Here is a 22,458-nt window from a genome sequence, read left to right as displayed (position 1 = left end):
TGATGAATTGGCCAGAACTGAGCTCTCTGCGTTCTGCATCGGGTTAAAATAGGACACCAGAGTTGCGCGGTATACATTTTTAGCGACTTTTATCACTTTTTGCCCAACTTCAACTGGACAAAAGGTCAATCTATTGTTGTACTGTACCTGACACAGATTTTGTGTCTTTCATTCATGTAAAGGTAAGTTTGATGTCTAAGATTAAAGGTAGTGTTAAGTGGTTCAATGAGTCTAAAGGCTTCGGTTTCATCACTCCTGAAGATGGTAGCAAAGACGTGTTCGTACACTTCTCTGCCATTCAGAGCAATGGTTTCAAAACTCTGGCTGAAGGTCAGCGTGTAGAGTTCGAAATCACTGACGGTGCCAAAGGTCCTTCAGCTGCTAACGTTAACGCTATTTAATTATACCGATTTCGTGAAAAACCCGCCTATGGCGGGTTTTTTTTGCTTCATTTTCCACATGCTATCAATTTTCGTGTGACCTCAGTGTGTTGTCACCCACGTGACCAGCGCAAACGCCAGCGCGGTCATGAGCAACGAACCCACCAGATTTAATAGTAGGTGTAACCCCGCCACCGCAAGCTGCCCACTTTGCAGGAACATGATGACTTCTGCGGAAAAGGTCGAAAACGTCGTTAAACCGCCGCACAGCCCGGTGGTAATCAATATTTTCCAGTCCTGATCGAGATGAGGATGGCGCAGGAAGAAAGCGAGCGCACCGCCAATAACAAAAGCCCCGATCACGTTGGCAAGCAGAGTACCTAGCGGCAACGTTGGATACAGATTGTTAAACTTAATGCTTAGCTGCCAGCGCGCAACGCTACCGACTCCGCCACCAATAAATACCGCGAGTAATGTACTAAACATAGAAACCTTTCTTTGTGTTGTATTACCTGAATTGTTTTTGCGATCTCGGAGAGTGTTGGGTAAGACGCCACGCCCTCTCTGCGAGTGAACGTAGACATCATTAGCCGAGTGGCGGTTGTACCCTGTTTTAAGGCTGTCAGTGTTTTGGCTGCGCGAGGGTAGGGAGGAATGTTATCTCCGCTTTAGTCAAGAAAGTTTACGCCGTCAGAAGGCATTTTTGTAGTGGTGCCGAGGTGAAAGTTGTAAAGCAATTTGAATGCGCGAGAAAGCGCTTTTGTCGAGTCTTACTTTGTTACATATGCTAATTGTGCCGCGCTGCATAAGGTCTTAGATAGAGGTCATAGAGTAAAAGAATTATTTTCAATAGAAATCGTTCTCGTCCGCTGGCGTCTCCAGCATCTAAATCAGGTAGGTTTGTATGGAAGGTATCAGTATTGCCAAGCTGTTGGTGATTGGCGCGTTAATCATTCTGCTGTTCGGTACGAATAAACTTCGTAGCCTCGGCGGTGACTTGGGCGCGGCGATTAAAGGCTTTAAGAAGGCGATGAATGACGAGCAGCCGGCAAAGACGGATGATACGGTAGCGCTGCATGATTCATCTCGTAAAGAACCCTGATCGCATCTCACACAGCAAAACGGACGGCGATTGCCGTCCGTTTTTTATGCCACATAAAAAATGTGTAAATATGTATGAACGCTTATTTTACTTCGATGCCCTTTGCCTGTAGGTCGGCATGGTAGGAGGAACGAACAAATGGGCCGCAGGCAGCATGGGTAAAGCCCATCGCCATCGCTTCGGCTTTCATCTCATCGAACTCATCTGGGCTGACGTAGCGCTGTACTGGCAGGTGATGGCGGCTCGGCTGTAAATATTGTCCCAGCGTCAGCATCGTCACACCGTGGCGACGCAGGTCACGCATCACTTCCACGATTTCCGCATTGGTTTCCCCCAATCCAACCATCAGGCCAGATTTGGTCGGGATATTTGGATGTGCGTTCTTGAAGTTTTCCAGCAGCTTCAGTGACCACTCATAGTTCGCACCAGGACGAACCTGACGGTAAACGCGTGGTACGTTTTCCAGATTGTGGTTGAACACATCTGGCGGCGTGGCGGTCAGGATCTCTAACGCGCGATCCATACGACCACGGAAGTCTGGCACCAGCGTTTCGATGCGGATACTCGGGTTTTTGCGGCGAATGGCGCTGATACAGTCTGCAAAGTGCTGTGCACCACCGTCGCGTAGATCATCACGGTCAACGGAGGTGATCACGACATAGCGTAAGCCCATGTCATGGATCGTCTGTGCCAGTTTCTCCGGCTCATTGGCATCCGGCGTAAGCGGGCGGCCGTGGGCAACGTCACAGAACGGGCAGCGACGGGTACAAATGGCACCCAAGATCATGAAGGTGGCGGTACCGTGGTTGAAACATTCCGCCAGATTCGGACAGGACGCTTCTTCGCAAACTGAGTGCAACCCGTTTTTGCGCATGGCCGCTTTGATTCCCTGAATACGGCTTGAATCTGCCGGAAGTTTAATCTTCATCCATTCAGGTTTGCGCAGAAGCTCCTGGCGTTCGGTGACGACGGTACGTACTGGGATTAGCGCCATCTTATCGGCATCGCGGTATTTAACGCCGCGTTCGATCTGAATCGGTTTACTCATGTTTGCGTAAGTTCCAGTTCTGAATCGTTTCTTTAAATTTGTAATTCAAATTCAAAGGATTATGTTTTTAGTTAAACTTTTTTTTAAAAAACTATAAAAATTATATCATCTTGCCTAACCACAATCAGCCTTTGCGCGATCAAAATGAAGAAATTATGTGAATAAAATGTAATTTATCAAAAAACGATCGTCTACCTGACTGATTTTTATTAACAGGATGAAATACATTAACCAGGAAGCGGCTCACCCTGAACGTCCAGATTCCACGAAACAAATTCCGGGGCGTAGTAGCCGACTAACTGCAAAAAGGTGTTCACCAGCACAGGAGCGGTGTCATCCACTGTGACGCCTTGCACCAGATCGCTGAGTTGCGTCATCTCCATTCCGGCGTAACCGCACGGGTTGATACGCAGGAAAGGGGAGAGATCCATGGCAATATTGAGCGCCAGCCCGTGGAAAGAGCAGCCTTTGCGAATACGCAGCCCTAGCGAACAGATTTTACGCTCACCGACATAGACGCCGGGCGCATCAGGGCGTGCATGGGCTTCAATATGGAAATGTGCCAGTGTGCCAATCACGGTATTTTCGATGGCGGTGACGAGCTGACGAACGCCGAACTTGCGACGCTTCAGGTCAATCAACACGTACATGACCTGCTGACCGGGGCCGTGGTAGGTCACCTGGCCGCCTCTGTCGCTCTGAATCACGGGAATATCACCGGGCATGAGGAGATGCTCGGCTTTGCCTGCCTGACCCTGCGTAAATACGCGAGGGTGCTGAACCAGCCATATTTCATCTGGGGTTTTATCATCACGTCGGTCGGTGAAATTATGCATCGCCAGAGAGACGGGTTCATACGGCTGTACGTCAAATTGGCGTACGATGATCTTATCCTGTAGCAAGTGTGTCATCTTCAGGTTAAGGAAAGGTGGGGGGGATTATAACGGCGGGAAGCCTCAGCGAACAGCACTTTGCAAAATCACAAAACTCTGCCGCACTCGCCAGTTTTCCCGTCCGTTTTGATTACATATGACTTTTACAGAACTCTAGGTCTTACAGAATTCTATGCTTTACAGAACCATACGCACGATGTCGATGTTGCCCAGTTCTTCGTATAGCGTTTCCACCTGCTCAATGTGTGTCGCAGTGATGGTGATGGAAACAGAGTGATAATTCCCTTTGCTGCTGGGCTTGATCTGCGGCGTGTAGTCGCCTGGCGCATGACGCTGTACCACTTCAACGACCAGATCGACCAACTCTGGTTTTGCCTCGCCCATGACCTTGTAGGTAAAAATACATGGGAATTCAAGCAGTTCGTTTAATTTGGTTTTCATTTGCGCTCCAGAGAGGGTAATACGTCGGCATCATTCCGACGGTATTAGCACTGACATCAGTACAGTATACTAAAAAAGCTAACTCCCGCGTTCTGCGGGAGTTATGGATGGTATCTATATGGGGACGTTTTGGCCCCACACAAGGGGGATTAGCCGAACCAGTGATGGAACATCAGTTTGATGTAGTCGATCATGCGGCCAAAGATCCCGCCTTCTTTCACTTCGTTCATGACCACCAGCGGGCGCTGATCGATGGTTTTGCCATCCAGTTGGAAGTTGATGGAACCCACAACCTGATTTTTGGCTAACGGCGCATGCAGTTCCGTGTTGTCCAGAACATAGCTGGCTTTCAAATCTTTCATACGGCCGCGCGGAATAGTCAGGTAGGCATCTTTCTCAACGCCCAGCGCAACGCGGTCGCTGTCGCCAAACCAGACGGGCTCAGACGCGAATTCTTTGCCTGCTTTCAATGGCGCGACGGTTTCAAAGAAGCGGAAGCCCCAGGTCAGCAGTTTCTTACTTTCTGATTCGCGGCCTTTGGCGTTACGTCCACCCAGTACCGCAGAAATCAGGCGCATCTGGCCTTCTGTTGCAGAGGCGACCAGATTAAAGCCTGCTGATGATGTATGGCCCGTTTTGATGCCGTCAACATTCAGGCTGGAATCCCACAGCAAACCGTTACGGTTAGGCTGACGAATATTGTTGAACGTGAACTCTTTCTCTTTGTAGGTCGCGTATTCTTCTGGCACATCGCGGATCAGCGCCTGACCGATCAGAGCCATATCGCGTGCCGAACTGAACTGGCCCGGCGCATCAAGACCGTGCACGGTTTCAAAATTGGTATTTTTCAGCCCCAGTGCTTTCACGTAACCGTTCATCAGGTTAACGAAGGCATCCTGACTGCCAGCAACGTAGTCGGCCATGGCGACGCAGGCATCGTTGCCAGATTGCAGGATAATGCCACGGTTTAACTGGGAGACAGGAACGCGGTCGCCCGGCTTCAGGAACATCAGGGAAGAGCCCTGGAAAGTCGGGTTGCCGGTTGCCCAGGCATCTTTACCGACAGTAACGATGTCATTCGGGCTGATTTTTCCTGATTTAATGGCCTGACCAATCACATAGCTGGTCATCATTTTCGTTAAGCTGGCCGGATCGCGGCGCGTGTCGGCATTCATTTCCGCCAACACTTTCCCAGAGTTGTAATCAATCAGGATGTAGGATTCAGCATCGATTTGCGGGACGCCAGGGATCATCGTTTTAAGATTGATATCTTCGGCATAAGCAAAGGAAGAGGCACTAATGGCGAGCAGTGCGCCAAGCGCAGTACGTTTAGTAAAACGAGACGTGTTTACAGTATTCATGATTGGAACAACAACATCCGTGGGTATGAGTTAAAAAACGAGCCACACTATAGCAGATGGGAAATAGGCAGGCATCAGACATTACGTTACGTGATTTTGCAAAAGGGCGGTATGTTCAATGCCATAGCCGCCGTTTTCGCTGAGTGAGTCTGCCGATTATCCGTTACTAGAGGGGGCTGGGCGCCGCGGTAATAAACGATTGCTGCTGAGCTTCGACTGACAAACGTTGTTGAAGTTCAACGGCTTGCTGGCGATTCTGGAATGGCCCCAGTTGGATACGATACAGGCCGCCGCTCGCGGTGACTTTTCCGGCCACGCGGAAGCGTTCGCTCAGGCTGCGCTGCCAGGTTTGCGCGCGCTGTTGATCGCTCAATGCACCGACCTGAACCACATAGCGACCCGTGGCAGATGGCGTTGCAGTCGCGGGAGCGGCAACCGTTGCAGCTGCAACTGGCGCGGCGTGCATTGGTGCTGCGGATGACGATGGCGCTACCGCTGGCGTCACGCTGGACTCAACCACGCCAGCACGCAGGGCGGAAGGGGCGCCCAGAAAACCACCGCTGTGCGACGGTGCGCTGCTCTGCGGCTGTGTGCTTTCTGCTGGTGCACTCAGGCTGCTATTGCTGATCGGGCGCACGGCGCTGTTGGGCGTTGGCGACGTCGTTTCCATCATCGGTGTGCCCAGCCCGCTGGCACCGAAGCTTGGGCGTTCCGGCAGTGCGAAGCTTTGCTTAGCGACGGTGGTGCCGACGGTTCCGGGGCCGGAGAGCGTACCGTCTGGTGCGACGTTGATGAAGTCCACTTTTACTTTGGTATTGTTCGAGATATTCAGCCGATCGCCTGCGGCCTTCGACAGATCGATAATTCTGCCCGGCATATACGGCCCGCGATCGTTCACACGCACCACCAGACGGCGACCATTACTCAGGTTGGTCACGCGGACATAGCTTGGTAGCGGCAGCGTTGGGTGGGCGGCGGTTATCGCATTAGGGTCAAACGTTTCGCCAGTTGACGTGCGGTTGCCGTTAGCTTCTTCGCCATACCATGCCGCTAAGCCTGTCTCGCTAAAATTTTGCGGATTTTGGACAATCTTATAGCTCTTGCCTTTGATGTTGTAGTCTTGCAGCGTGCCTGGGTTGTAGGGTTCATAACGCGGCTCTGCGCCACCGATTTCTTCTGTCGGTCCGCTGTAAACCTGAGTCACGGGCGGCGCAGGCTGCCGCTGTTCCGTTGTGGTACAGGCCGCAAGCGCCAGAGTTGCTACGCCGACCCAAAGCCAATCCTTACGCATTGCTCACCTCGTGTTATAAATTCTTAGATAGCAGTTTGCGGTGAGTATGTATCGACATGACGATACCGAACCCCGCCATTAAGACGACCAGCGCCGACCCACCGTAGCTGACTAACGGCAGCGGCACGCCAACGACGGGAAGTATACCGCTGACCATCCCGATATTGACGAACACATAGAAAAACAGAATCAACATCAGCCCGCCGACCATCACTCGGCCGAACGACGTTTGCGCATTCGCGGCAATGACCAGACCGCGCATGATCATGAACAGGTACATGGTGAGCAGAATCAATACGCCGATTAAGCCGAGCTCTTCTGACAGCACGGCAAAGATAAAGTCGGTGTGGCGCTCTGGCAGAAACTCTAACTGAGACTGTGTGCCATGCAGCCAGCCTTTCCCAGACAGGCCACCGGAGCCTATCGCAATTTTCGACTGAATAATATGGTACCCTGCCCCGAGCGGATCGGTTTCCGGATCGAGCAGCATCATGACCCTAGCGCGCTGATAATCATGCATCAGGAAAAACCAGAGTATAGGAATAAAAGCGGCGAGTAGTAGGACGGCGATGCCAATTAAGCTCCAGCTCATACCCGCGAGAAAAAGCACAAATAGCCCTGATAGCGCGATCAGAATTGAGGTGCCTAAGTCGGGCTGTGCGGCAACCAGCAGTGTAGGGACAAAAATCAGCACCAGCGCGATTGCCGTATTTTTTAGCGAGGGTGGGCACATATCACGGTTGATAAAACGTGCGACCATCAGCGGTACGGCGATTTTGGCAATTTCTGACGGCTGAAAGCGGATAAAACCCAGATCCAGCCAGCGCTGTGCGCCTTTACTGATTTGCCCAAAAATATCCACGATGAGCAGCAGAATTACGCAGACGATGTAGAGGTAGGGAGCCCAGCCTTCGTAAACGCGCGGGGGAATTTGCGCCATCACGATCATTACCGTAAACCCCAGCACGATTTGAATGACTTTTCGCTCCATCATGCCGACGTCCTGCCCGCTGGCGCTCCATAAGACAAATAGGCTATAGCCCAGCAGTGCCAGGATGCAGAGAAGAAACGGAAGATCGATGTGGATTTTCGCCCAGAACGACCCCTTTTGTTGGCTATCGGTCATGACTGTCTGTTACTCACTCTCGCTACCTGGTGGCGCAGGAGGCGCACTGGGTAAATCGGTATTGTTATCGCCCAGCAGAATATGGTCAAGGATCTGGCGGGTGATGGTGCCAACGGTCGGGCCTGCGCCACCGTTTTCCAGAATAATCGACATCGCAACTTTTGGGTCTTTATACGGGGCAAATGCGACCATTAATTTATGGTCACGCAGATGCTCTGCGATCTTGTGTGCATTATAGGTTTCGTTTTCTTTCAGCCCGAAAACCTGTGCTGTACCGGATTTTGCCGCAATTTTATAAGGCGCATCATCGAAACTCTTGTGTGCGGTGCCGTTAGCACGGTTAGCCACACCATACATTCCATCCTTCGCTACTTCCCAATAGCCCGAATGGACATTGCCAATCTGTAGATTCTCAGTTTGTCGGAAAGGCACGATAACGCCATTTTCCCGCGAACTATAAAGCAGGTGTGGCGTTTTGACCTGGCCGTCGTTGATCAGTGTCACCAGCGCCTTATTCATCTGGAGAGGGGTTGCCGTCCAGTAGCCTTGGCCGATCCCGACAGGAATGGTATCTCCCTGATACCAGGGTTTCTTAAATCGCCTGAGTTTCCATTCGCGGGTTGGCATGTTGCCGGCGCTTTCTTCCGAAATATCAATGCCGGTTTTCTCGCCATAACCAAATTTATTCATCCATTCTGATAGGCGATCGATCCCCATGTCATAAGCGACCTGATAGAAGAAGGTATCCGCAGACTCTTCCAGTGATTTGGTGAGGTTAAGGCGGCCATGTCCCCATTTTTTCCAGTCGCGGAAGCGTTTTTCGGAACCGGGTAATTGCCACCAGCCGGGATCGAACAGGCTAGTATTCGTGGTGATCACGCCCGCCGTCAGGGCAGAAACCGCGATATAAGGTTTAACCGTGGAAGCGGGGGGATAAATCCCCTGTGTTGCGCGATTGATCAGCGGACGATCGGGGTCACTTTGCAGTTTTGCGTAATTTTTGGTGGAAATCCCGTCGACAAAGAGGTTGGGGTCGTAACTGGGGGTGGAAACCATCGCCAGAATACCACCGTCGCGTGGATCGGTGACAATCACGGCGGCACGGCTGCCTTCCAGCAGCTTCTCGATGTAGATTTGCAGGCTCAGATCCAGCGTCAGATAAATATCACGCCCAGCCTGCGGTGGCTGTTCGTGGAGCTGACGGATCACGCGCCCGCGGTTGTTAACTTCAACTTCCTCATAGCCTGGCTTACCGTGGAGCAGATCTTCGTAATGGCGTTCAATACCTAGCTTACCGATGTCACGCGTGGCGGCATAATCGGCAATTTTTTCTTCTTTGGTTAGTCGCTCTACGTCTTTATCGTTAATTTTCGAGACATAGCCGGTGACGTGCGTCAGCGCAGAACCGTAAGGATAATAGCGGCGCTGGTAGCCTTTAACTTCAACACCGGGGAAGCGGTATTGGTTGACGGCAAAGCGGGCGACCTGAATCTCATCGAGCCCAGTTTTTACGGGGATAGAAGTAAAACGGCGTGAACGCTTACGCTCTTTTTCAAAATTTTCCAGATCGTCATCGGTCAGATCGACGACGGGGCGCAGGGCTTCTAGCGTATCTTTAAGGTTGTCGACTTTGTCTGGCACCAGTTCTAACTGATAGATAGTGCGATTCAACGCCAGCGGCGTGCCGTTACGGTCATAGATGATGCCACGACTTGGCGCGATAGGGACCAGCTTAATGCGGTTCTCGTTAGAACGCGTGCGATAGTCATCAACACGCACAATTTGCAGATGATAAAGATTAGCGACTAATACACCGGAAAGCAGCAAAATGCCCAGAAAGGCTACCAAAGCACGGCGCACAAACAGGGCGGACTCAGCCGTATAATCACGAAAGGGTTTACGTTCTACTTTCATCCAGCGTTATTTCACAGGTTTCATCGTATCGCCTTACTCCCGATGGTAAGGGTGATTAGTCGTAATGCTCCATGCACGGTACAGGCTCTCCGCCACCAGTACACGAACAAGCGGGTGCGGCAGCGTTAATGGCGAGAGTGACCAGCTTTGTTCTGCTGCGGCTTTGCACTCCGGCGAAAGTCCTTCAGGTCCGCCAATCAGCAAACTGACGTCGCGCCCGTCCTGTTTCCAGCGCTCTAGCTGTTGTGCCAACTGCGGCGTCTCCCAGCGAGTCCCGGGTATGTCCAGCGTAACAATGCGGTTGCCTTTGCCTACTGCGGCTAGCATCTGTTCGCCTTCGCGCTCCAGAATGCGTTTGATGTCCGCATTTTTACCCCGTTTCCCCGCCGGAATTTCGAGTAATTCGAAAGGCATGTCCTTTGGGAAACGGCGCAGATAATCGGTGAAACCAGTCTGCACCCAGTCGGGCATTTTGGTGCCAACGGCGACCAGTTGCAGCTTCATACTAGCCCCACAATTTTTCTAATTCGTACAACTGGCGGCTTTCTTCTTGCATGACATGAACCATCACGTCACCTAAATCGACAACAACCCAGTCAGCAGCGCTTTCGCCCTCAACACCGAGTGGAATCAGACCCGCGGCGCGTGAAGACTGCACGACGTGATCGGCGATAGACGCGACATGACGCGTAGAGGTACCCGTACAGATAACCATGTAATCGGTGATGCTGGACTTACCCTGCACGTTAAGTGCAACAATATCCTGGGCTTTTAAGTCATCGACCTTATCAATAACGAAGTCTTGGAGTGCTTGACCTTGCAAAGGTTCCCCCTCAATGGCGTTTTGTCAGCAACTGACGAACGCGTGTGGCGCTGAATTGTTTAGGAAAAAGGTAAATCACCGAGTAATTGCCGAGAATTTTCGTGTTTCTCGGTGATTGAAACCAGCCGCGGAGTATATCACGCACTTTTACCGAGTGGTATAAAGCCCGTGGTTGATGGGCAGGAAAAGCGGTGTTATTGGTACAGGCCGCTTTCGTCGATGTAGCTGAGCACGGCGGGAGGTAATAAATCGCGACAGTCCAGACCTTGCTGGCGACGCTGGCGAATGTCCGTGGCGGAAATGGTGACCAGCGGCGTGTCTGCTAAAAAAATCCGTCCCTGCGGTTGCTGATGAAGATCGTCCGGCGTGTGGGTCAGATGATCGTCCAGCCACTGCTGTAATTCGGGTGTTTCCAACGTCGAGCGATAGCCGGGCCGAGCGCATACCAGCAAATGACAAACGTTAAGCAGATCTTGCCAGCGATGCCAATAATGTAGCGTCAGCAGCGAGTCCTGCCCGATGATAAAGCCCAGCGGCGCATCATGGCCTTTTTCAGCCCGCAGTGCTTCCAGCGTATCGATGGTATAGGAGGGCGTTTGCCGTTGCAGTTCACGATCGTCTACGGTAAACAGCGGGTTGCCTTCCACGGCCAGCTCAGCCATATGAAAACGCTGCCGAGAACTGGCTTCGGGCTGCTGCCGGTGCGGCGGAACGTTGTTGGGCATCAGGACGACGTGAGTCAGCCCCACGCGCTTTGCCAGTGCGGTCACTGGCTGAAGGTGACCGTAATGAATGGGGTCGAACGTGCCGCCAAAAAACGCGGTCAGGGATGGCGCTGCGGGTGACGTATTCAGATGAATGCCTCCGGCAAGGCTTTGCCGCACAGCAGCATGGCAAGCGATTCCAGTTCAGACCAAACGGACTGACCATAGTCTTGCTTTAAGGTTATTTCCACCTGCGTTAGCAATCGTACGGCCTGCTGTAGCTGTTGAAGAGAAAGCCGCTGCAGTGCCTGAGTGAGCAGGTCACGCCGGTTTTGCCACACTTTTTGCTGATCGAAGAGCGTACGCAGCGGCGTGTCTGACATACGCCGTTTTAGCGCCAACAGCTGTAATAGTTCACGCTGTAGCGTGCGCAGTAAAATGACAGGCTCGCAATCTTCCTGTTTTAACTGCTGCAAAATGTGCCAGGCGCGTTTGCCTTTGCCTGCCAGCAGCGCATCAAGCCAGTGGAACGGGGTGAAGTGAGCGGCATCATTGACCGCACTTTCCACGCGCGGCAGGGTCAGCTTGCCATCGGGATAAAGCAGTGCCAGCCGCTCTAACGCCTGAGACAGTGCGAGCAAGTTGCCTTCATAGCAATAGCAAATGAGCTGCGTGGCCTGGTCATCCAGCGTTAACTTCATGGACTTGGCTCGCTGAGCAACCCAGCGAGGGAGCTGGGCCTGTTCCGGCGTCAGACAATTGATATAGACGCTGTCTTGCGCCAGCGCTTTAAACCAGGTGCTGTTTTCCTGCGCTTTGGTCAGCTTATGACCGCGCAGAATCAGCAAAATGTCGGGGTGCAATAATCCAGAGAGCTTAACCAGATTTTCACCCATCGCGGCATTTGGGCCGTTTTCCGGCAAAACCAGTAAGAGCGATTGGCGTGAGGCGAATAGGCTGAGCGCCTGGCAGGTGCTGAAAATGGCATCCCAGTCGGTATGAAGATCCAGAATGAAGCTGAAATGCTCGCTGAATTCGTGCTGTTGAGCAACCCGTTTGATACTGTCGAGACTTTCCTGTAGCAGCAGCGGGTCTGAACCGAAGACCAAATAACAACCGCGCAGCCCCTCATGGAGCTGAGCGGTGAGTTGTTCGGGGTAAAGCCGAATCATGAACGCGTGGCGGCAGCGGTGGAATCGGTAGACTGCAGCCGATTTTTGACTTTCTGACTACCGTTGACGGTCAGCAACTTACGCACCAACTGCTGGGCAGCCTGCTCACGCATTTCCTGACGGACGATGTCCTGTTCGGCATCTTTCGCCAGTGCAGCCAGCGGGTTATCAAAGAACGTGCGGAACACCGTCACGCTGAGCGGATAAATATCTTCACCCGGCATCAGCACCTGCGCCTGCAACGTCAGCACCATCTGGTACTCCGCTGTTTTACCGTCCTGAAAAATAGAGACGGTATCGCGCGTTTCGCTTGAGCCCAGTACCCGCAGAGACGGGATATCCTGACGCGTCGCATCGTCAACGATTTTCACATCGCTGAGACGGAGCTGCTCACGTACTGCACGCGTTAGCGGACCATAAGGATCGCTGCTGTCGAGCACCAGTGTTTGTAACTGCGCAGGCACTTGTGTCGTGCCGCGCAGATGAAAACCGCAGCCAGCGGTGATTAACACCGCCAGCCCCAGCAACAACGTGAATAGACGATGTCGCACAGTTCCTCCTTGCCTTAACCCACAACCAGGTTAAGCAGTTTGCCAGGGACATAAATCACTTTACGAACCGTGACGCCGTCCAGATATTTCGCGACCAGCGGTTCCTGTGCAGCGCGTTCGCGCACCTGTTCTTCGCTTGCGTCAGCGGCAACGGTGATTTTACCACGTACTTTACCGTTAACTTGAACAACGACCAGCTTGGAATCTTCAACCATCGCGTTCTCATCTGCAACCGGCCACGGCGCAGTATCAACGTCGCCTTCACCTTGCAGCGCCTGCCACAGCGTGAAGCAAACGTGCGGCGTGAACGGATACAGCATACGAACGACGGCCAGCAGCGTTTCCTGCGTCAGTGCGCGATCCTGATCGCTGTCCTGCGGCGCTTTCGCCAGCTTGTTCATCAGCTCCATGATGGCAGCGATCGCGGTGTTGAAGGTCTGGCGACGGCCGATATCATCGGTCACTTTAGCAATCGTTTTGTGCAGATCGCGGCGCAGTGATTTCTGATCTTCCGTCAGTGTAGCGATATCCAGAGCCGTTACCGCACCTTTCTCGGTATGCTCGAATGCTTGTCTCCAGACGCGTTTAAGGAAGCGGTTTGCGCCCTCTACGCCGGATTCCTGCCATTCCAGCGTCATTTCTGCCGGAGAAGCAAACATCATGAACAGACGAACGGTATCTGCACCGTATTTCTCTACCATGACCTGCGGGTCTATGCCGTTGTTTTTAGACTTCGACATTTTGCTCATGCCCGCGTAAACCACGTCACGGCCTTCGTTATCGACGGCTTTGACGATGCGTCCTTTCTCATCACGCTCAACGGTCACGTCGGTCGGAGAAACCCAGATGCGCTCGCCGTTATTACCGAGATAATAGAAGGCATCGGCCAGCACCATGCCCTGACACAGCAGGCGTTTGGCAGGTTCATCAGAGGTAACCAGACCGGCGTCGCGCATCAGTTTGTGGAAGAAGCGGAAATACATCAGGTGCATGATGGCGTGTTCGATACCGCCAACGTATTGGTCAACGGGCAGCCAGTAGTTGGCGGCAGCCGGATCCAGCATTCCCTGATCGTACTGCGGGCAGGTATAGCGCGCGTAGTACCAAGACGACTCCATAAAGGTGTCGAACGTGTCGGTTTCACGCAGCGCTGGCTGGCCGTTAACGGTTGTCTTCGCCCATTCCGGGTTAGATTTCAGCGGGCTGGTGATGCCATCCATCACGACATCTTCCGGCAGGATCACCGGCAACTGATCTTCTGGTGTCGGTATAACAGTACCGTCTTCCAGCGTCACCATTGGGATTGGTGCGCCCCAGTAGCGCTGACGGGAGACACCCCAGTCGCGCAGGCGATAGTTGACTTTACGCTCGCCGATGCCTTTTTCTACCAGCTTATCGGCAATGGCGTTGAACCCGGCTTCGAAATCGAGACCGTCAAACTCACCAGAGTTGAACAGGTTGCCTTTTTCCGTCATCGCCTGAGCGGACAGATCGGGCTCGCTGCCGTCGGCATTCAGAATAACTGGCTTGATGGACAGATCGTATTTGGTGGCAAATTCCCAGTCGCGCTGGTCGTGGCCCGGAACGGCCATCACTGCGCCCGTACCGTATTCCATCAGGACGAAGTTGGCGACCCAGATAGCGACTTTCTCACCGTTCAGCGGGTGAATCGCATACAGGCCAGTGGCCATGCCTTTTTTCTCCATCGTCGCCATATCGGCTTCGGCAACTTTGGTATTACGGCATTCTGCAATGAAATCGGCCAGTGCTGGGTTGGTTGCGGCAGCCTGCGCAGCGAGAGGGTGACCAGCGGCAACGGCAACGTAGGTCACGCCCATGAACGTATCCGGGCGCGTGGTGTAAACGGTCAGTTTCTCATCGCTGTCTGCCACGTCAAAGGTGATTTCCACACCTTCAGAACGGCCGATCCAGTTACGCTGCATGGTTTTGACCTGCTCAGGCCAGCTTTCCAGCGTATCCAGATCGTTCAGCAGTTGGTCTGCGTAAGCGGTGATTTTGATAAACCACTGTGGAATTTCTTTGCGTTCGACTTTGGTGTCACAACGCCAGCAGCAGCCGTCGATAACCTGTTCGTTCGCCAGTACGGTCTGGTCGTTCGGGCACCAGTTAACGGCGGAGGTTTTTTTATAAACCAGACCTTTCTCGTACAGCTTGGTGAAGAACCACTGTTCCCAGCGGTAGTAGTCTGGTTTGCAGGTCGCGACTTCACGATCCCAGTCATAGCCAAAGCCCAGCAGTTTGAGCTGGTTTTTCATGTAGTCGATATTGGCGTAGGTCCAGGGGGCTGGCGCGGTGTTGTTTTTAACCGCTGCGCCTTCTGCCGGTAGACCAAAGGCATCCCAACCGATCGGTTGCAGAACGTTTTTGCCCAGCATGCGCTGATAACGGGAGATCACGTCGCCGATGGTGTAATTACGGACGTGGCCCATATGTAGTCGGCCAGAAGGGTAAGGCAGCATGGAAAGGCAATAGTATTTTTCCTTGCCGGGCTGTTCGGTGACTTTAAATGTCTGCTTCTCTTGCCAGTGAAGCTGGACGTCCGCTTCTATCTCTTCTGGGCGGTATTGCTCTTGCATGGCTGCCAGGGGTCCTGTTTAGTGAAGAATCGCTACGTGAGTAGCCTGTTCTGATTCATAACAAAAGATCCGCATAGCATAGCCGTAAGCGGCGCGGGCAACAACACCCAGCGTCCGACTGAGGAATATTTCTGATCGGTGAGCGACATACTGCGAGGCGTTGCGCAAATTGGCGACAATTTATCAGGCGTACCGAAAAAATAATCTAAAATAGAGAGAGATAGGCAATGTATCGGTTTTTGGCTCAGTGTGCCAGACGGCGAATATGCGTGCTTTATCACCTTTCAACCCGCTTAATTCAGGAGGAAGCATGAATAAACTAGCCCGCTATTACCGCGAGTTAATGGCTTCAGTGACGGCCCGGCTGAACACTGGTGAACGCGATCTCGACAGTCTGGTGCAGAGCGCCCGCAAAACCTTGCAGGAAAGCTCGGAACTGACGCAGAAAGAAATCGAGCAGGTGATTCAGGCTGTTCAGCGCGATCTGGAAGAATTTGCCCGCAGCTATAACGAAAGTCAGGATGAGTTTACTGACAGCGTGTTTATGCGAGTCATCAAGGAAAGCCTGTGGCAGGAGCTGGCGGATATTACGGATAAAACGCAGCTAGAGTGGCGTGAGATCTTCAAAGATGTGAATCATCACGGGGTGTATCATAGCGGTGAAGTGGTGGGGCTAGGTAACTTGGTGTGTGAGAACTGCCATCATCATATTGCATTCTACACGCCGGAGGTTTTACCACTCTGCCCGAAATGCTCGCATGACCTGTTCCACCGTCAGCCGTTTCAGCCGTAGGCTGTTGGGGGGAAATAAGCGTGCCTTGCGGCACGCTGTATCTGATTATTAATGCAGGATTTTCGCCAGGAAGTCTTTCGCGCGTTCGGACTGTGGGTTATTGAAGAAATCATCCTTGCGGGTGTCTTCAACGATTTTACCCTCATCCATAAAGATCACGCGGTGTGCTACTTTACGGGCAAAGCCCATTTCATGGGTGACGACCATCATGGTCATGCCTTCCTGCGCCAATTCAACCATGACGTCCAGCACTTCGTTGATCATCTCTGGGTCAAGCGCGGATGTTGGCTCGTCAAATAGCATCGCGATAGGATCCATGCACAGCGCGCGGGCGATGGCGACACGCTGTTGCTGACCGCCGGAAAGCTGCCCTGGGTATTTGTTGGCGTGCGCCGCCAGCCCAACGCGTTCCAACAGCTTCTGCGCTTTAGTTTTGGCGTCTTCACGCTTACGTTTCAGCACTTTCACCTGCGCCAGCGTCAGGTTCTCGATAATTGATAAATGCGGGAAAAGTTCAAAGTGTTGGAACACCATCCCGACTTTGGAACGCAACTGAGCCAAATTGGTTTTCTTATCGTTAACGGCAATGCCATTGACGGTAATTTCACCTTGTTGGATCGGTTCCAGACCGTTTACGGTTTTGATCAGGGTTGATTTACCAGAGCCAGAAGGCCCGCAGACGACCACGACTTCACCTTTTTTTACTTCTGTGGAGCAGTCGGCTAGCACCTGAAATTGGCCGTACCATTTAGAAACATTTTTCAGGGAAATCATCAAACCGTCCTTTTTTTCAGGTAACTGACCAGCATTGAGGCAGTAATGCTGAAGAGAAAATAAATGAACCCGGCAAACAGGATCATTTCAACTTGTGTTCCGTCACGCTCGCCGATGGTTGAGGCGGTACGGAAGAAATCAGCGAGGCTGAGCACGTAAACCAGTGAGGTATCCTGGAACAGAACAATCCCCTGCGTCAGCAGCAATGGCACCATGGCGCGGAATGCCTGCGGCAGAATAACCAGCTTCATGGATTGCCAGTGCGTCATGCCTAATGCTAGCGCTGCGGAGGATTGACCGCGTGACACACTGAGAATACCCGCACGAATGATTTCCGAATAATAGGCTGCTTCGAACAGCGAGAAGGCTACCATAGCTGAAATCAGTCGAATATCGGTTTTCGGCGATAGCCCAAGTACATTTTGTAATAAGCTAGGAACCACCAGATAGAACCACAGCAGCACCATGACAAGTGGAACGGAGCGGAACAGGTTCACATACAGTTTGGCAAACCAACTAACGGCCTTTATCGGCGACAGGCGCATCACCGCCAGAATTGTGCCCCAGACAATCCCGAATACCACCGCTGTCAGCGTAATTTTGAGTGTGACGACCATCCCCTGAATCAGGTACGGCATGCTTGGCCCAATTGAGCTCCAGTCAAATTCATGCATGATTTATTTGCTCCCCATATTGCCCGGCAAACGGGTTTTTCGCTCAACGACCTGCATAATCAACATAATGATGGCATTGATGCCAACGTACGCCAGCGTGATAGCGGTAAAGGATTCATACGCGTGGGCGGAGTAGTCCAGCAGTTTCCCTGCCTGTGCCGCCATATCCACCAGACCAATTGTGGACGCGATAGCCGAGTTTTTTACCAGATTCAGCATCTCTGACGTCAGCGGCGGAACAATCACGCGGTACGCATTCGGCAGTAATACATAGCGATAGGTTTGCGGCAGCGTCAGGCCCATTGCCAGACCTGCGGCTTTTTGTCCGCGTGGTAAAGACTGAATCCCCGCACGCACCTGCTCACAAACGCGCGCTGCGGTGAAGAGCCCCAGGCAAATCATCGATGACAGGAAGAATTGAATATTCGGGTCTAGCTCGGCTTTAAACCACATTCCGATGTTGACGGGAAGCAGCTCGGGAACCACCAGATACCAAGTAAAAAACTGGACAATCAGTGGAACGTTGCGAAATAGTTCGACGTAGCAGGTGCCAATACCCGCAAGAAAACGATTTGGGACGGTACGCAGGATTCCAAATAAAGAACCAATAAGAAAAGCGATAATCCAGGCACAGATAGATAATGTGACGGTGACTTGCAGGCCGGACAAAATCCACCCGAGGTAGGTTGTGTTGCCGAAGGGGGCGGCTTGTAAAAATATGCCCCAGTTCCAATCTATTGACATAACGAACTCCGGTAAAAAAAGGGTAGCGAAGCTACCCTGAAGATTGATGAGCGGCCATATCCCGTTCTTTTTCAAACTACAGGCGTCTGTTTCAAACTACAGACGTATTGTTTATTTTCCTGTTTATCGAAATTTCTCGGGGCAACATGTGATGGGGAACGACCATCACATGCCTGTCTGTCCTGCCACGAATCAGCAATCAGAGGGCAGATAGCTCTGCCCTTATTCTCATTATTAATTAGTTTAGTGCTTTGTCATTTGGCGCTTTGAACAGCGCTTTCATTTCGTCTGACAGTGCAAAGTTCAGGTTAAGATCTTTTGGTGGGATCGGTTGTTTGAACCAGCGATCGAACCACTTTTCAGCTTCACCGGAGGTCTGAACTTCAGCGATGGTGTCATCAACCAGTTTCTTGAATTGTGGGTCATCTTTACGCAGCATACAGCCGTAGGCTTCTTCAGACTGCGCTTTGCCGACGATATCCCACTGATCGGCGCTTTTCGCTTTCGCACGTTCACCCGCCAGCAACGCATCATCCATCATAAAGGCAACCGCACGACCGCTTTCCAGCGTACGGAAGGAGTCGCCGTGGTCTTTCGCACTGATGATGCGCATTTTCAGCTGTTTTTCTTCATTCAGCTTGTTCAGCAGAACTTCAGAGGTCGTACCGGAAGTCACGACGACGGTTTTACCCGCCAGATCTGGGAAGTCTTTTACGCCGGAATCTTTTTTGGTTAACAGACGTGTACCGACCACGAAAATGGTGTTAGAGAACGCGGCTTGTTTCTGACGTTCCAGGTTGTTAGTCGTTGAACCACATTCAAAATCAAAGGTACCGTTCTGCAACAGCGGGATACGATTCTGAGAGGTGATAGGGAGTAGCTTGACCTGCAGGTTAGGCGCATCCAGTTTTTTCTTAACCGCTTCGACAATTTTGTCTGAGTAGGCTTGAGAGTAGCCGACCACTTTTTGCGTGTTGTCATAGTAAGAGAAAGGCACGGACGATTCGCGGTGTCCAATGACGATCACGCCATTATCTTTGACCTTTTTCAATGTACCGGCTAGATCTTCAGCCTGAGCTACGCTGGCGGCGGTGCCAAGCAGAAGCAGTGATAATGCCAGTTTACGCATTTGCATGTTCTAACTCCTTTGCTGTCGTTACAGTGCAATAGTGATAGCGCTGTCATTAATAACCGTATGGTTAATGTGCCCGTTATCTTCAAGTTAACATTGTCTTCAAGGTAAACAGCGGATCGCTGCATCACTCATAATACTTTGCTACTTCTCAGTGATAACGCTGCACCGTTAAAGCGCGAAGTTACTGTCTATACAGTTAAAAAGTAGCTGATTGTAAATAGATTGAAATAGGAATGTTTGTTTTTTGCGATATCCGCCGCACCAAATGGTAGCAATGTCACAGGGTGGCACCGATTTGGTGCGTCACTTGCCCCAATAGAGCGCTTTACGCCGACGTAATATCCAAAAAAATACAGAAACAACCCTTTACAGGGTAATAAGAGGCAAATACCGTGCCATAAATAAAAAAGACATGCAAAAGCATGCCTTTAGGGATGTGAGGAGGGGACAACTATCGGCGACGCAAACCGAAGAAAGCGGCAGCGCCACCGCCCAGTAACGTAATGATCCAGAGCGGCCAGGAACCGAAGCGCGCATAAGGTGTTATCCCCGTTGCTGGCACGACCTGCGTGCTTAGCACCGCACGCGTAAACTGCGGCAGACTGGCGGTGACTTCGCCATCTGGCGTAATCACCGCGGTGACGCCGTTATTGGTGCTACGAACCAGAGGGCGGCCTAATTCCAGTGCGCGCATGCGGGCCATCTGGAAGTGTTGCCATGGGCCGATTGAATGACCAAACCAGGCATCGTTCGAGATGGTCAGCAGCATATCGGTGTCTGGCCGGAAGTTATCACGCAACTGCTGGCCTAAGATGATTTCATAACAAATGGCGGCATTAAGCTTGAAACCATGAACGGAAAGCTGGGGCTGAACATAGTCTCCACGGCTAAACGACGACATCGGGAGATCGAAGAAGGGTGCCAGCGGGCGTAACAACGTTTCCAGCGGGACAAACTCGCCAAAAGGTACCAGATGGTTTTTGTTGTAACGGTTCGTTGTGGGGTAGTGATACGGATCTTTGTCACCCAAAACGATCACTGAGTTATAAAAATCGGTTTTATTACCCTCACGTCGGATATCGACAATACCCGTAATCAGGCTGCTATTACGGCTATGCAGAATGTCGTCAATTTGCTTTAAATAGGCACCCTGACGGCTTTCAATATCAGGAATCGCCGTTTCTGGCCAGATAACGATAGGGGCCTTGTCCATATAGGGCAGGCTGTTATCCAGATAGATTTTCAGCGTGTTCAACAGCTCATCTTGTTCCCACTTCATGGCCTGAGGGATGTTACCCTGTACCAGCGCGACATTGACGGCGCGTTCAGGTTGCAGGGTGTACCACTGCACGTTGCGCAGCGGCCATAATAAAACGAAAACGCCGATGGCAATGGCTGCTGGTGCGATTTTTCGTTGATTGATGGCATAAACGAGTAGCCCGCTTAGGCTCATCAATAGGAAGGTAATGGTGTCGATACCCAGAATAGGCGCGATGCCTTTCAGCGGTCCGTCAATTTGGCTGTAGCCGAATTGCAGCCAAGGAAAACCGGTGAGCACCCAGCCGCGCAAAAATTCGGTTAACTGCCAGAGCACAGGAGCGGCAAGCGCCAGACGCCACAGTGTTGTTTTCGGCCACAAGCGTGAGAGTAGGGCAGAAAACAGCAGAGGGTAGAGCGACAAATAGGCGGCGAGCAGAACGACCAGCGCAACATTGACAGCGCCCGGCATTCCGCCAAACTGCGCGATGCTGACGTAAACCCAGTTAACGCCGCTGCCGAACAGACCCAGTCCCCAGCAAAACCCTATCGAGGCTGACTGACGACTCGTACGGTTGAGCGTCAGTGCCTGTAAACCCATGAGCGAGATAATCGCCGCAGGCCAGAAATCAAAGGGAGAAAATGCCAGCGTGCCACTGGCACCAAATAAGAGCGCCAGCAGGGCTTTGACCTGCTGGCGTTGTAGAAAAGAAGCGACAACCATTGCCAAATTATTCTTCCAATTTTGGTTGAGGGGCATTGTCAGGGATTCTGACATGAACCTGAATAATACGGCGGCTGTCCGCCATCGCAACTTTAAACAGGTAACCTTCTATGTTGATGGTTTCGCCACGGGCAGGAAGATGGCCGAAAGACTGCATAACCAAGCCACCAATAGTGTCGACCTCGTCATCGCTGAACCGTGTACCGAAAGCCTCGTTAAAATCTTCGATATCGGTTAACGCACGAACGGTGTAAGTCTGGCGATTAAGCTGACGAATATCTCTGTCTTCTTCATCGTCGTATTCGTCTTCAATTTCGCCGACAATCAGCTCAAGAATATCTTCAATCGTGACCAGGCCGGATACGCCACCAAACTCATCGATGACAATCGCCATGTGATAACGCAGCGAGCGGAACTCATTCAGCATCCTATCAACGCGTTTACTTTCCGGCACAACCACGGCTGAACGCAGAACTTTATCCATACTGAAGGGCTCGGAATCGCTGCGCATAAACGGCAGCAAATCCTTCGCCATCAGGATGCCTTCAATATGGTCTTTATCTTCGCTAATCACGGGGAAACGAGAATGGGCGGATTCGATAATCACGTCCAGACACTCTTCCAGCGTTTGATCGCGCTTGAGCGTAATCATCTGCGAGCGAGGGATCATGATGTCGCGTACACGCTGGTCGGCGATATCCATGACGCCTTCGAGCATATCTCGTGTTTCAGGATCGATCAGTTCATTCTGTTCGGAATCACGAATCAGAGTGAGTAAACCGTTACGATCTTTTGGCTCGCCGTGAAAAAGCTGATTAAGAATAAGAGAAAAGAAGCCCTTTTTGGGACTGGGTGCATCGCTGTTTTGAGAATGGTCGTCGCTCATGCGTTTTAATTAACATCACTCTTGTTAAGGGATTATTGCCAGCCGTTGGAATCGACACAGCGGCTGAC

General features: G+C 51.8%; 23 protein-coding genes and 1 riboswitch. Of the genes, 3 read left to right on the top strand and 20 right to left on the bottom strand.

Going from position 1 to position 22,458, the window contains the following annotated elements; translation table 11 throughout:
• Positions 1–191 precede the first annotated feature (191 nt).
• Complete coding sequence (gene cspE / locus IG609_RS14390) at positions 192–401, top strand: transcription antiterminator/RNA stability regulator CspE (protein ID WP_005976270.1); 210 nt, start codon at positions 192–194, stop codon at positions 399–401.
• Between the two features lie 81 nt (positions 402–482).
• Here cspE and crcB read toward each other — a convergent pair whose 3' ends face one another.
• Positions 483–866 carry a fluoride efflux transporter CrcB gene (crcB, locus tag IG609_RS14385; protein WP_193397495.1) on the bottom strand — a complete coding sequence of 128 codons (384 nt, stop codon included), beginning with the start codon at positions 864–866 and terminating at the stop codon, positions 483–485.
• An 84-nt stretch (positions 867–950) separates the two neighbouring features.
• Positions 951–1,054, bottom strand: a riboswitch (Fluoride riboswitch).
• 230 nt (positions 1,055–1,284) lie between these two features.
• On the opposite strand from crcB, the gene tatA reads away from it, so the two are divergent.
• Positions 1,285–1,482, top strand: coding sequence for a Sec-independent protein translocase subunit TatA (tatA, locus tag IG609_RS14380; protein ID WP_193397494.1), 198 nt, complete (start codon positions 1,285–1,287; stop codon positions 1,480–1,482).
• 82 nt (positions 1,483–1,564) lie between these two features.
• Here tatA and lipA read toward each other — a convergent pair whose 3' ends face one another.
• From lipA to leuS, 13 genes are all read right to left on the bottom strand, one after another.
• Positions 1,565–2,530: a lipoyl synthase gene (gene lipA, locus IG609_RS14375; protein WP_193397493.1), complete on the bottom strand. Its 966-nt coding sequence runs from the start codon at positions 2,528–2,530 to the stop codon at positions 1,565–1,567.
• Between the two features lie 227 nt (positions 2,531–2,757).
• A complete protein-coding gene (gene lipB, locus IG609_RS14370) occupies positions 2,758–3,441 on the bottom strand; it encodes a lipoyl(octanoyl) transferase LipB (protein WP_193397492.1) in 684 nt (227 codons plus the stop codon).
• 159 nt (positions 3,442–3,600) lie between these two features.
• Positions 3,601–3,864, bottom strand: coding sequence for a DUF493 family protein YbeD (ybeD, locus tag IG609_RS14365; RefSeq protein WP_102116700.1), 264 nt, complete (start codon positions 3,862–3,864; stop codon positions 3,601–3,603).
• 149 nt (positions 3,865–4,013) lie between these two features.
• Positions 4,014–5,225, bottom strand: a complete 1,212-nt coding sequence (gene dacA / locus IG609_RS14360) for a D-alanyl-D-alanine carboxypeptidase DacA (RefSeq protein ID WP_010284040.1) — start codon at positions 5,223–5,225, stop codon at positions 4,014–4,016.
• A gap of 166 nt (positions 5,226–5,391) precedes the next feature.
• Positions 5,392–6,516, bottom strand: coding sequence for an endolytic peptidoglycan transglycosylase RlpA (gene rlpA / locus IG609_RS14355; protein ID WP_193397491.1), 1,125 nt, complete (start codon positions 6,514–6,516; stop codon positions 5,392–5,394).
• Between the two features lie 13 nt (positions 6,517–6,529).
• Entirely contained in the window at positions 6,530–7,642 is a 1,113-nt protein-coding gene (gene mrdB, locus IG609_RS14350; protein ID WP_102116698.1) for a peptidoglycan glycosyltransferase MrdB, read from the bottom strand.
• A gap of 9 nt (positions 7,643–7,651) precedes the next feature.
• Complete coding sequence (gene mrdA / locus IG609_RS14345; RefSeq protein ID WP_102116697.1) at positions 7,652–9,556, bottom strand: peptidoglycan DD-transpeptidase MrdA; 1,905 nt, start codon at positions 9,554–9,556, stop codon at positions 7,652–7,654.
• 33 nt (positions 9,557–9,589) lie between these two features.
• Positions 9,590–10,060: a 23S rRNA (pseudouridine(1915)-N(3))-methyltransferase RlmH gene (rlmH, locus tag IG609_RS14340; RefSeq protein ID WP_005976291.1), complete on the bottom strand. Its 471-nt coding sequence runs from the start codon at positions 10,058–10,060 to the stop codon at positions 9,590–9,592.
• Between the two features lies 1 nt (position 10,061).
• Entirely contained in the window at positions 10,062–10,379 is a 318-nt protein-coding gene (gene rsfS / locus IG609_RS14335) for a ribosome silencing factor (protein WP_010284049.1), read from the bottom strand.
• A gap of 194 nt (positions 10,380–10,573) precedes the next feature.
• Positions 10,574–11,263 (bottom strand): nicotinate-nucleotide adenylyltransferase, encoded by a 690-nt coding sequence (nadD, locus tag IG609_RS14330; RefSeq protein WP_193397490.1) that lies wholly within the window; start codon positions 11,261–11,263, stop codon positions 10,574–10,576.
• Positions 11,230–12,255, bottom strand: coding sequence for a DNA polymerase III subunit delta (holA, locus tag IG609_RS14325; protein WP_193400110.1), 1,026 nt, complete (start codon positions 12,253–12,255; stop codon positions 11,230–11,232). The genes nadD and holA overlap by 34 nt, the downstream gene beginning before the upstream one ends.
• Entirely contained in the window at positions 12,252–12,806 is a 555-nt protein-coding gene (gene lptE, locus IG609_RS14320) for an LPS assembly lipoprotein LptE (RefSeq protein ID WP_039275328.1), read from the bottom strand. Before lptE ends, holA begins: the two co-directional genes overlap by 4 nt.
• A gap of 14 nt (positions 12,807–12,820) precedes the next feature.
• Entirely contained in the window at positions 12,821–15,403 is a 2,583-nt protein-coding gene (leuS, locus tag IG609_RS14315) for a leucine--tRNA ligase (protein WP_193397488.1), read from the bottom strand.
• Positions 15,404–15,713: 310 nt separating this feature from the next.
• Between leuS and IG609_RS14310 the strand changes: the two genes are divergently transcribed.
• Positions 15,714–16,196, top strand: coding sequence for a zinc ribbon-containing protein (locus IG609_RS14310; protein WP_193397487.1), 483 nt, complete (start codon positions 15,714–15,716; stop codon positions 16,194–16,196).
• A gap of 48 nt (positions 16,197–16,244) precedes the next feature.
• On the opposite strand, the gene IG609_RS14305 is transcribed toward IG609_RS14310, so the two are convergent.
• The 6 genes from IG609_RS14305 to corC all read right to left on the bottom strand — a co-directional run bounded on the left by IG609_RS14305 (position 16,245) and on the right by corC (position 22,390).
• Positions 16,245–16,970 carry an amino acid ABC transporter ATP-binding protein gene (locus IG609_RS14305; protein WP_193397486.1) on the bottom strand — a complete coding sequence of 242 codons (726 nt, stop codon included), beginning with the start codon at positions 16,968–16,970 and terminating at the stop codon, positions 16,245–16,247.
• Positions 16,970–17,644 carry a glutamate/aspartate ABC transporter permease GltK gene (gene gltK / locus IG609_RS14300; RefSeq protein WP_116163021.1) on the bottom strand — a complete coding sequence of 225 codons (675 nt, stop codon included), beginning with the start codon at positions 17,642–17,644 and terminating at the stop codon, positions 16,970–16,972. Before gltK ends, IG609_RS14305 begins: the two co-directional genes overlap by 1 nt.
• A gap of 3 nt (positions 17,645–17,647) precedes the next feature.
• Entirely contained in the window at positions 17,648–18,388 is a 741-nt protein-coding gene (locus IG609_RS14295) for an amino acid ABC transporter permease (protein ID WP_010285409.1), read from the bottom strand.
• A 238-nt stretch (positions 18,389–18,626) separates the two neighbouring features.
• The gene (locus IG609_RS14290; RefSeq protein WP_102116690.1) at positions 18,627–19,523 is read right to left on the bottom strand and encodes an amino acid ABC transporter substrate-binding protein; all 897 of its coding nucleotides are present in this window, start codon (positions 19,521–19,523) and stop codon (positions 18,627–18,629) included.
• Positions 19,524–19,974: 451 nt separating this feature from the next.
• Positions 19,975–21,504, bottom strand: coding sequence for an apolipoprotein N-acyltransferase (gene lnt / locus IG609_RS14285; protein ID WP_193397603.1), 1,530 nt, complete (start codon positions 21,502–21,504; stop codon positions 19,975–19,977).
• Between the two features lie 7 nt (positions 21,505–21,511).
• Entirely contained in the window at positions 21,512–22,390 is an 879-nt protein-coding gene (gene corC, locus IG609_RS14280) for a CNNM family magnesium/cobalt transport protein CorC (protein ID WP_039301990.1), read from the bottom strand.
• Between the last annotated feature and the right edge of the window lie 68 nt (positions 22,391–22,458).

The organism is Pectobacterium quasiaquaticum, from assembly GCF_014946775.2.
GTDB lineage: Bacteria > Pseudomonadota > Gammaproteobacteria > Enterobacterales > Enterobacteriaceae > Pectobacterium > Pectobacterium aquaticum.
The sequence above is the reverse complement of the archived record's forward strand: the minus strand, read 5'-3'. Positions and strand labels throughout refer to the sequence as shown.

What these genes read in the sequence shown, in the direction of transcription:
- mrdA (WP_102116697.1), bottom strand. Translation starts at nt 9,556, where the DNA reads ATGAAAGTAGAACGTAAACCCTTTCGTGATTATACGGCTGAGTCCGCC.
- tatA (WP_193397494.1), top strand. Translation starts at nt 1,285, where the DNA reads ATGGAAGGTATCAGTATTGCCAAGCTGTTGGTGATTGGCGCGTTAATC.
- dacA (WP_010284040.1), bottom strand. Translation starts at nt 5,225, where the DNA reads ATGAATACTGTAAACACGTCTCGTTTTACTAAACGTACTGCGCTTGGC.
- corC (WP_039301990.1), bottom strand. Translation starts at nt 22,390, where the DNA reads ATGAGCGACGACCATTCTCAAAACAGCGATGCACCCAGTCCCAAAAAG.
- IG609_RS14295 (WP_010285409.1), bottom strand. Translation starts at nt 18,388, where the DNA reads ATGTCAATAGATTGGAACTGGGGCATATTTTTACAAGCCGCCCCCTTC.
- IG609_RS14305 (WP_193397486.1), bottom strand. Translation starts at nt 16,970, where the DNA reads ATGATTTCCCTGAAAAATGTTTCTAAATGGTACGGCCAATTTCAGGTG.
- rlpA (WP_193397491.1), bottom strand. Translation starts at nt 6,516, where the DNA reads ATGCGTAAGGATTGGCTTTGGGTCGGCGTAGCAACTCTGGCGCTTGCG.
- holA (WP_193400110.1), bottom strand. Translation starts at nt 12,255, where the DNA reads ATGATTCGGCTTTACCCCGAACAACTCACCGCTCAGCTCCATGAGGGG.
- lipA (WP_193397493.1), bottom strand. Translation starts at nt 2,530, where the DNA reads ATGAGTAAACCGATTCAGATCGAACGCGGCGTTAAATACCGCGATGCC.
- rlmH (WP_005976291.1), bottom strand. Translation starts at nt 10,060, where the DNA reads ATGAAGCTGCAACTGGTCGCCGTTGGCACCAAAATGCCCGACTGGGTG.
- cspE (WP_005976270.1), top strand. Translation starts at nt 192, where the DNA reads ATGTCTAAGATTAAAGGTAGTGTTAAGTGGTTCAATGAGTCTAAAGGC.
- IG609_RS14310 (WP_193397487.1), top strand. Translation starts at nt 15,714, where the DNA reads ATGAATAAACTAGCCCGCTATTACCGCGAGTTAATGGCTTCAGTGACG.
- lipB (WP_193397492.1), bottom strand. Translation starts at nt 3,441, where the DNA reads ATGACACACTTGCTACAGGATAAGATCATCGTACGCCAATTTGACGTA.
- IG609_RS14290 (WP_102116690.1), bottom strand. Translation starts at nt 19,523, where the DNA reads ATGCAAATGCGTAAACTGGCATTATCACTGCTTCTGCTTGGCACCGCC.
- lnt (WP_193397603.1), bottom strand. Translation starts at nt 21,504, where the DNA reads ATGGTTGTCGCTTCTTTTCTACAACGCCAGCAGGTCAAAGCCCTGCTG.
- crcB (WP_193397495.1), bottom strand. Translation starts at nt 866, where the DNA reads ATGTTTAGTACATTACTCGCGGTATTTATTGGTGGCGGAGTCGGTAGC.
- gltK (WP_116163021.1), bottom strand. Translation starts at nt 17,644, where the DNA reads ATGCATGAATTTGACTGGAGCTCAATTGGGCCAAGCATGCCGTACCTG.
- ybeD (WP_102116700.1), bottom strand. Translation starts at nt 3,864, where the DNA reads ATGAAAACCAAATTAAACGAACTGCTTGAATTCCCATGTATTTTTACC.
- mrdB (WP_102116698.1), bottom strand. Translation starts at nt 7,642, where the DNA reads ATGACCGATAGCCAACAAAAGGGGTCGTTCTGGGCGAAAATCCACATC.
- leuS (WP_193397488.1), bottom strand. Translation starts at nt 15,403, where the DNA reads ATGCAAGAGCAATACCGCCCAGAAGAGATAGAAGCGGACGTCCAGCTT.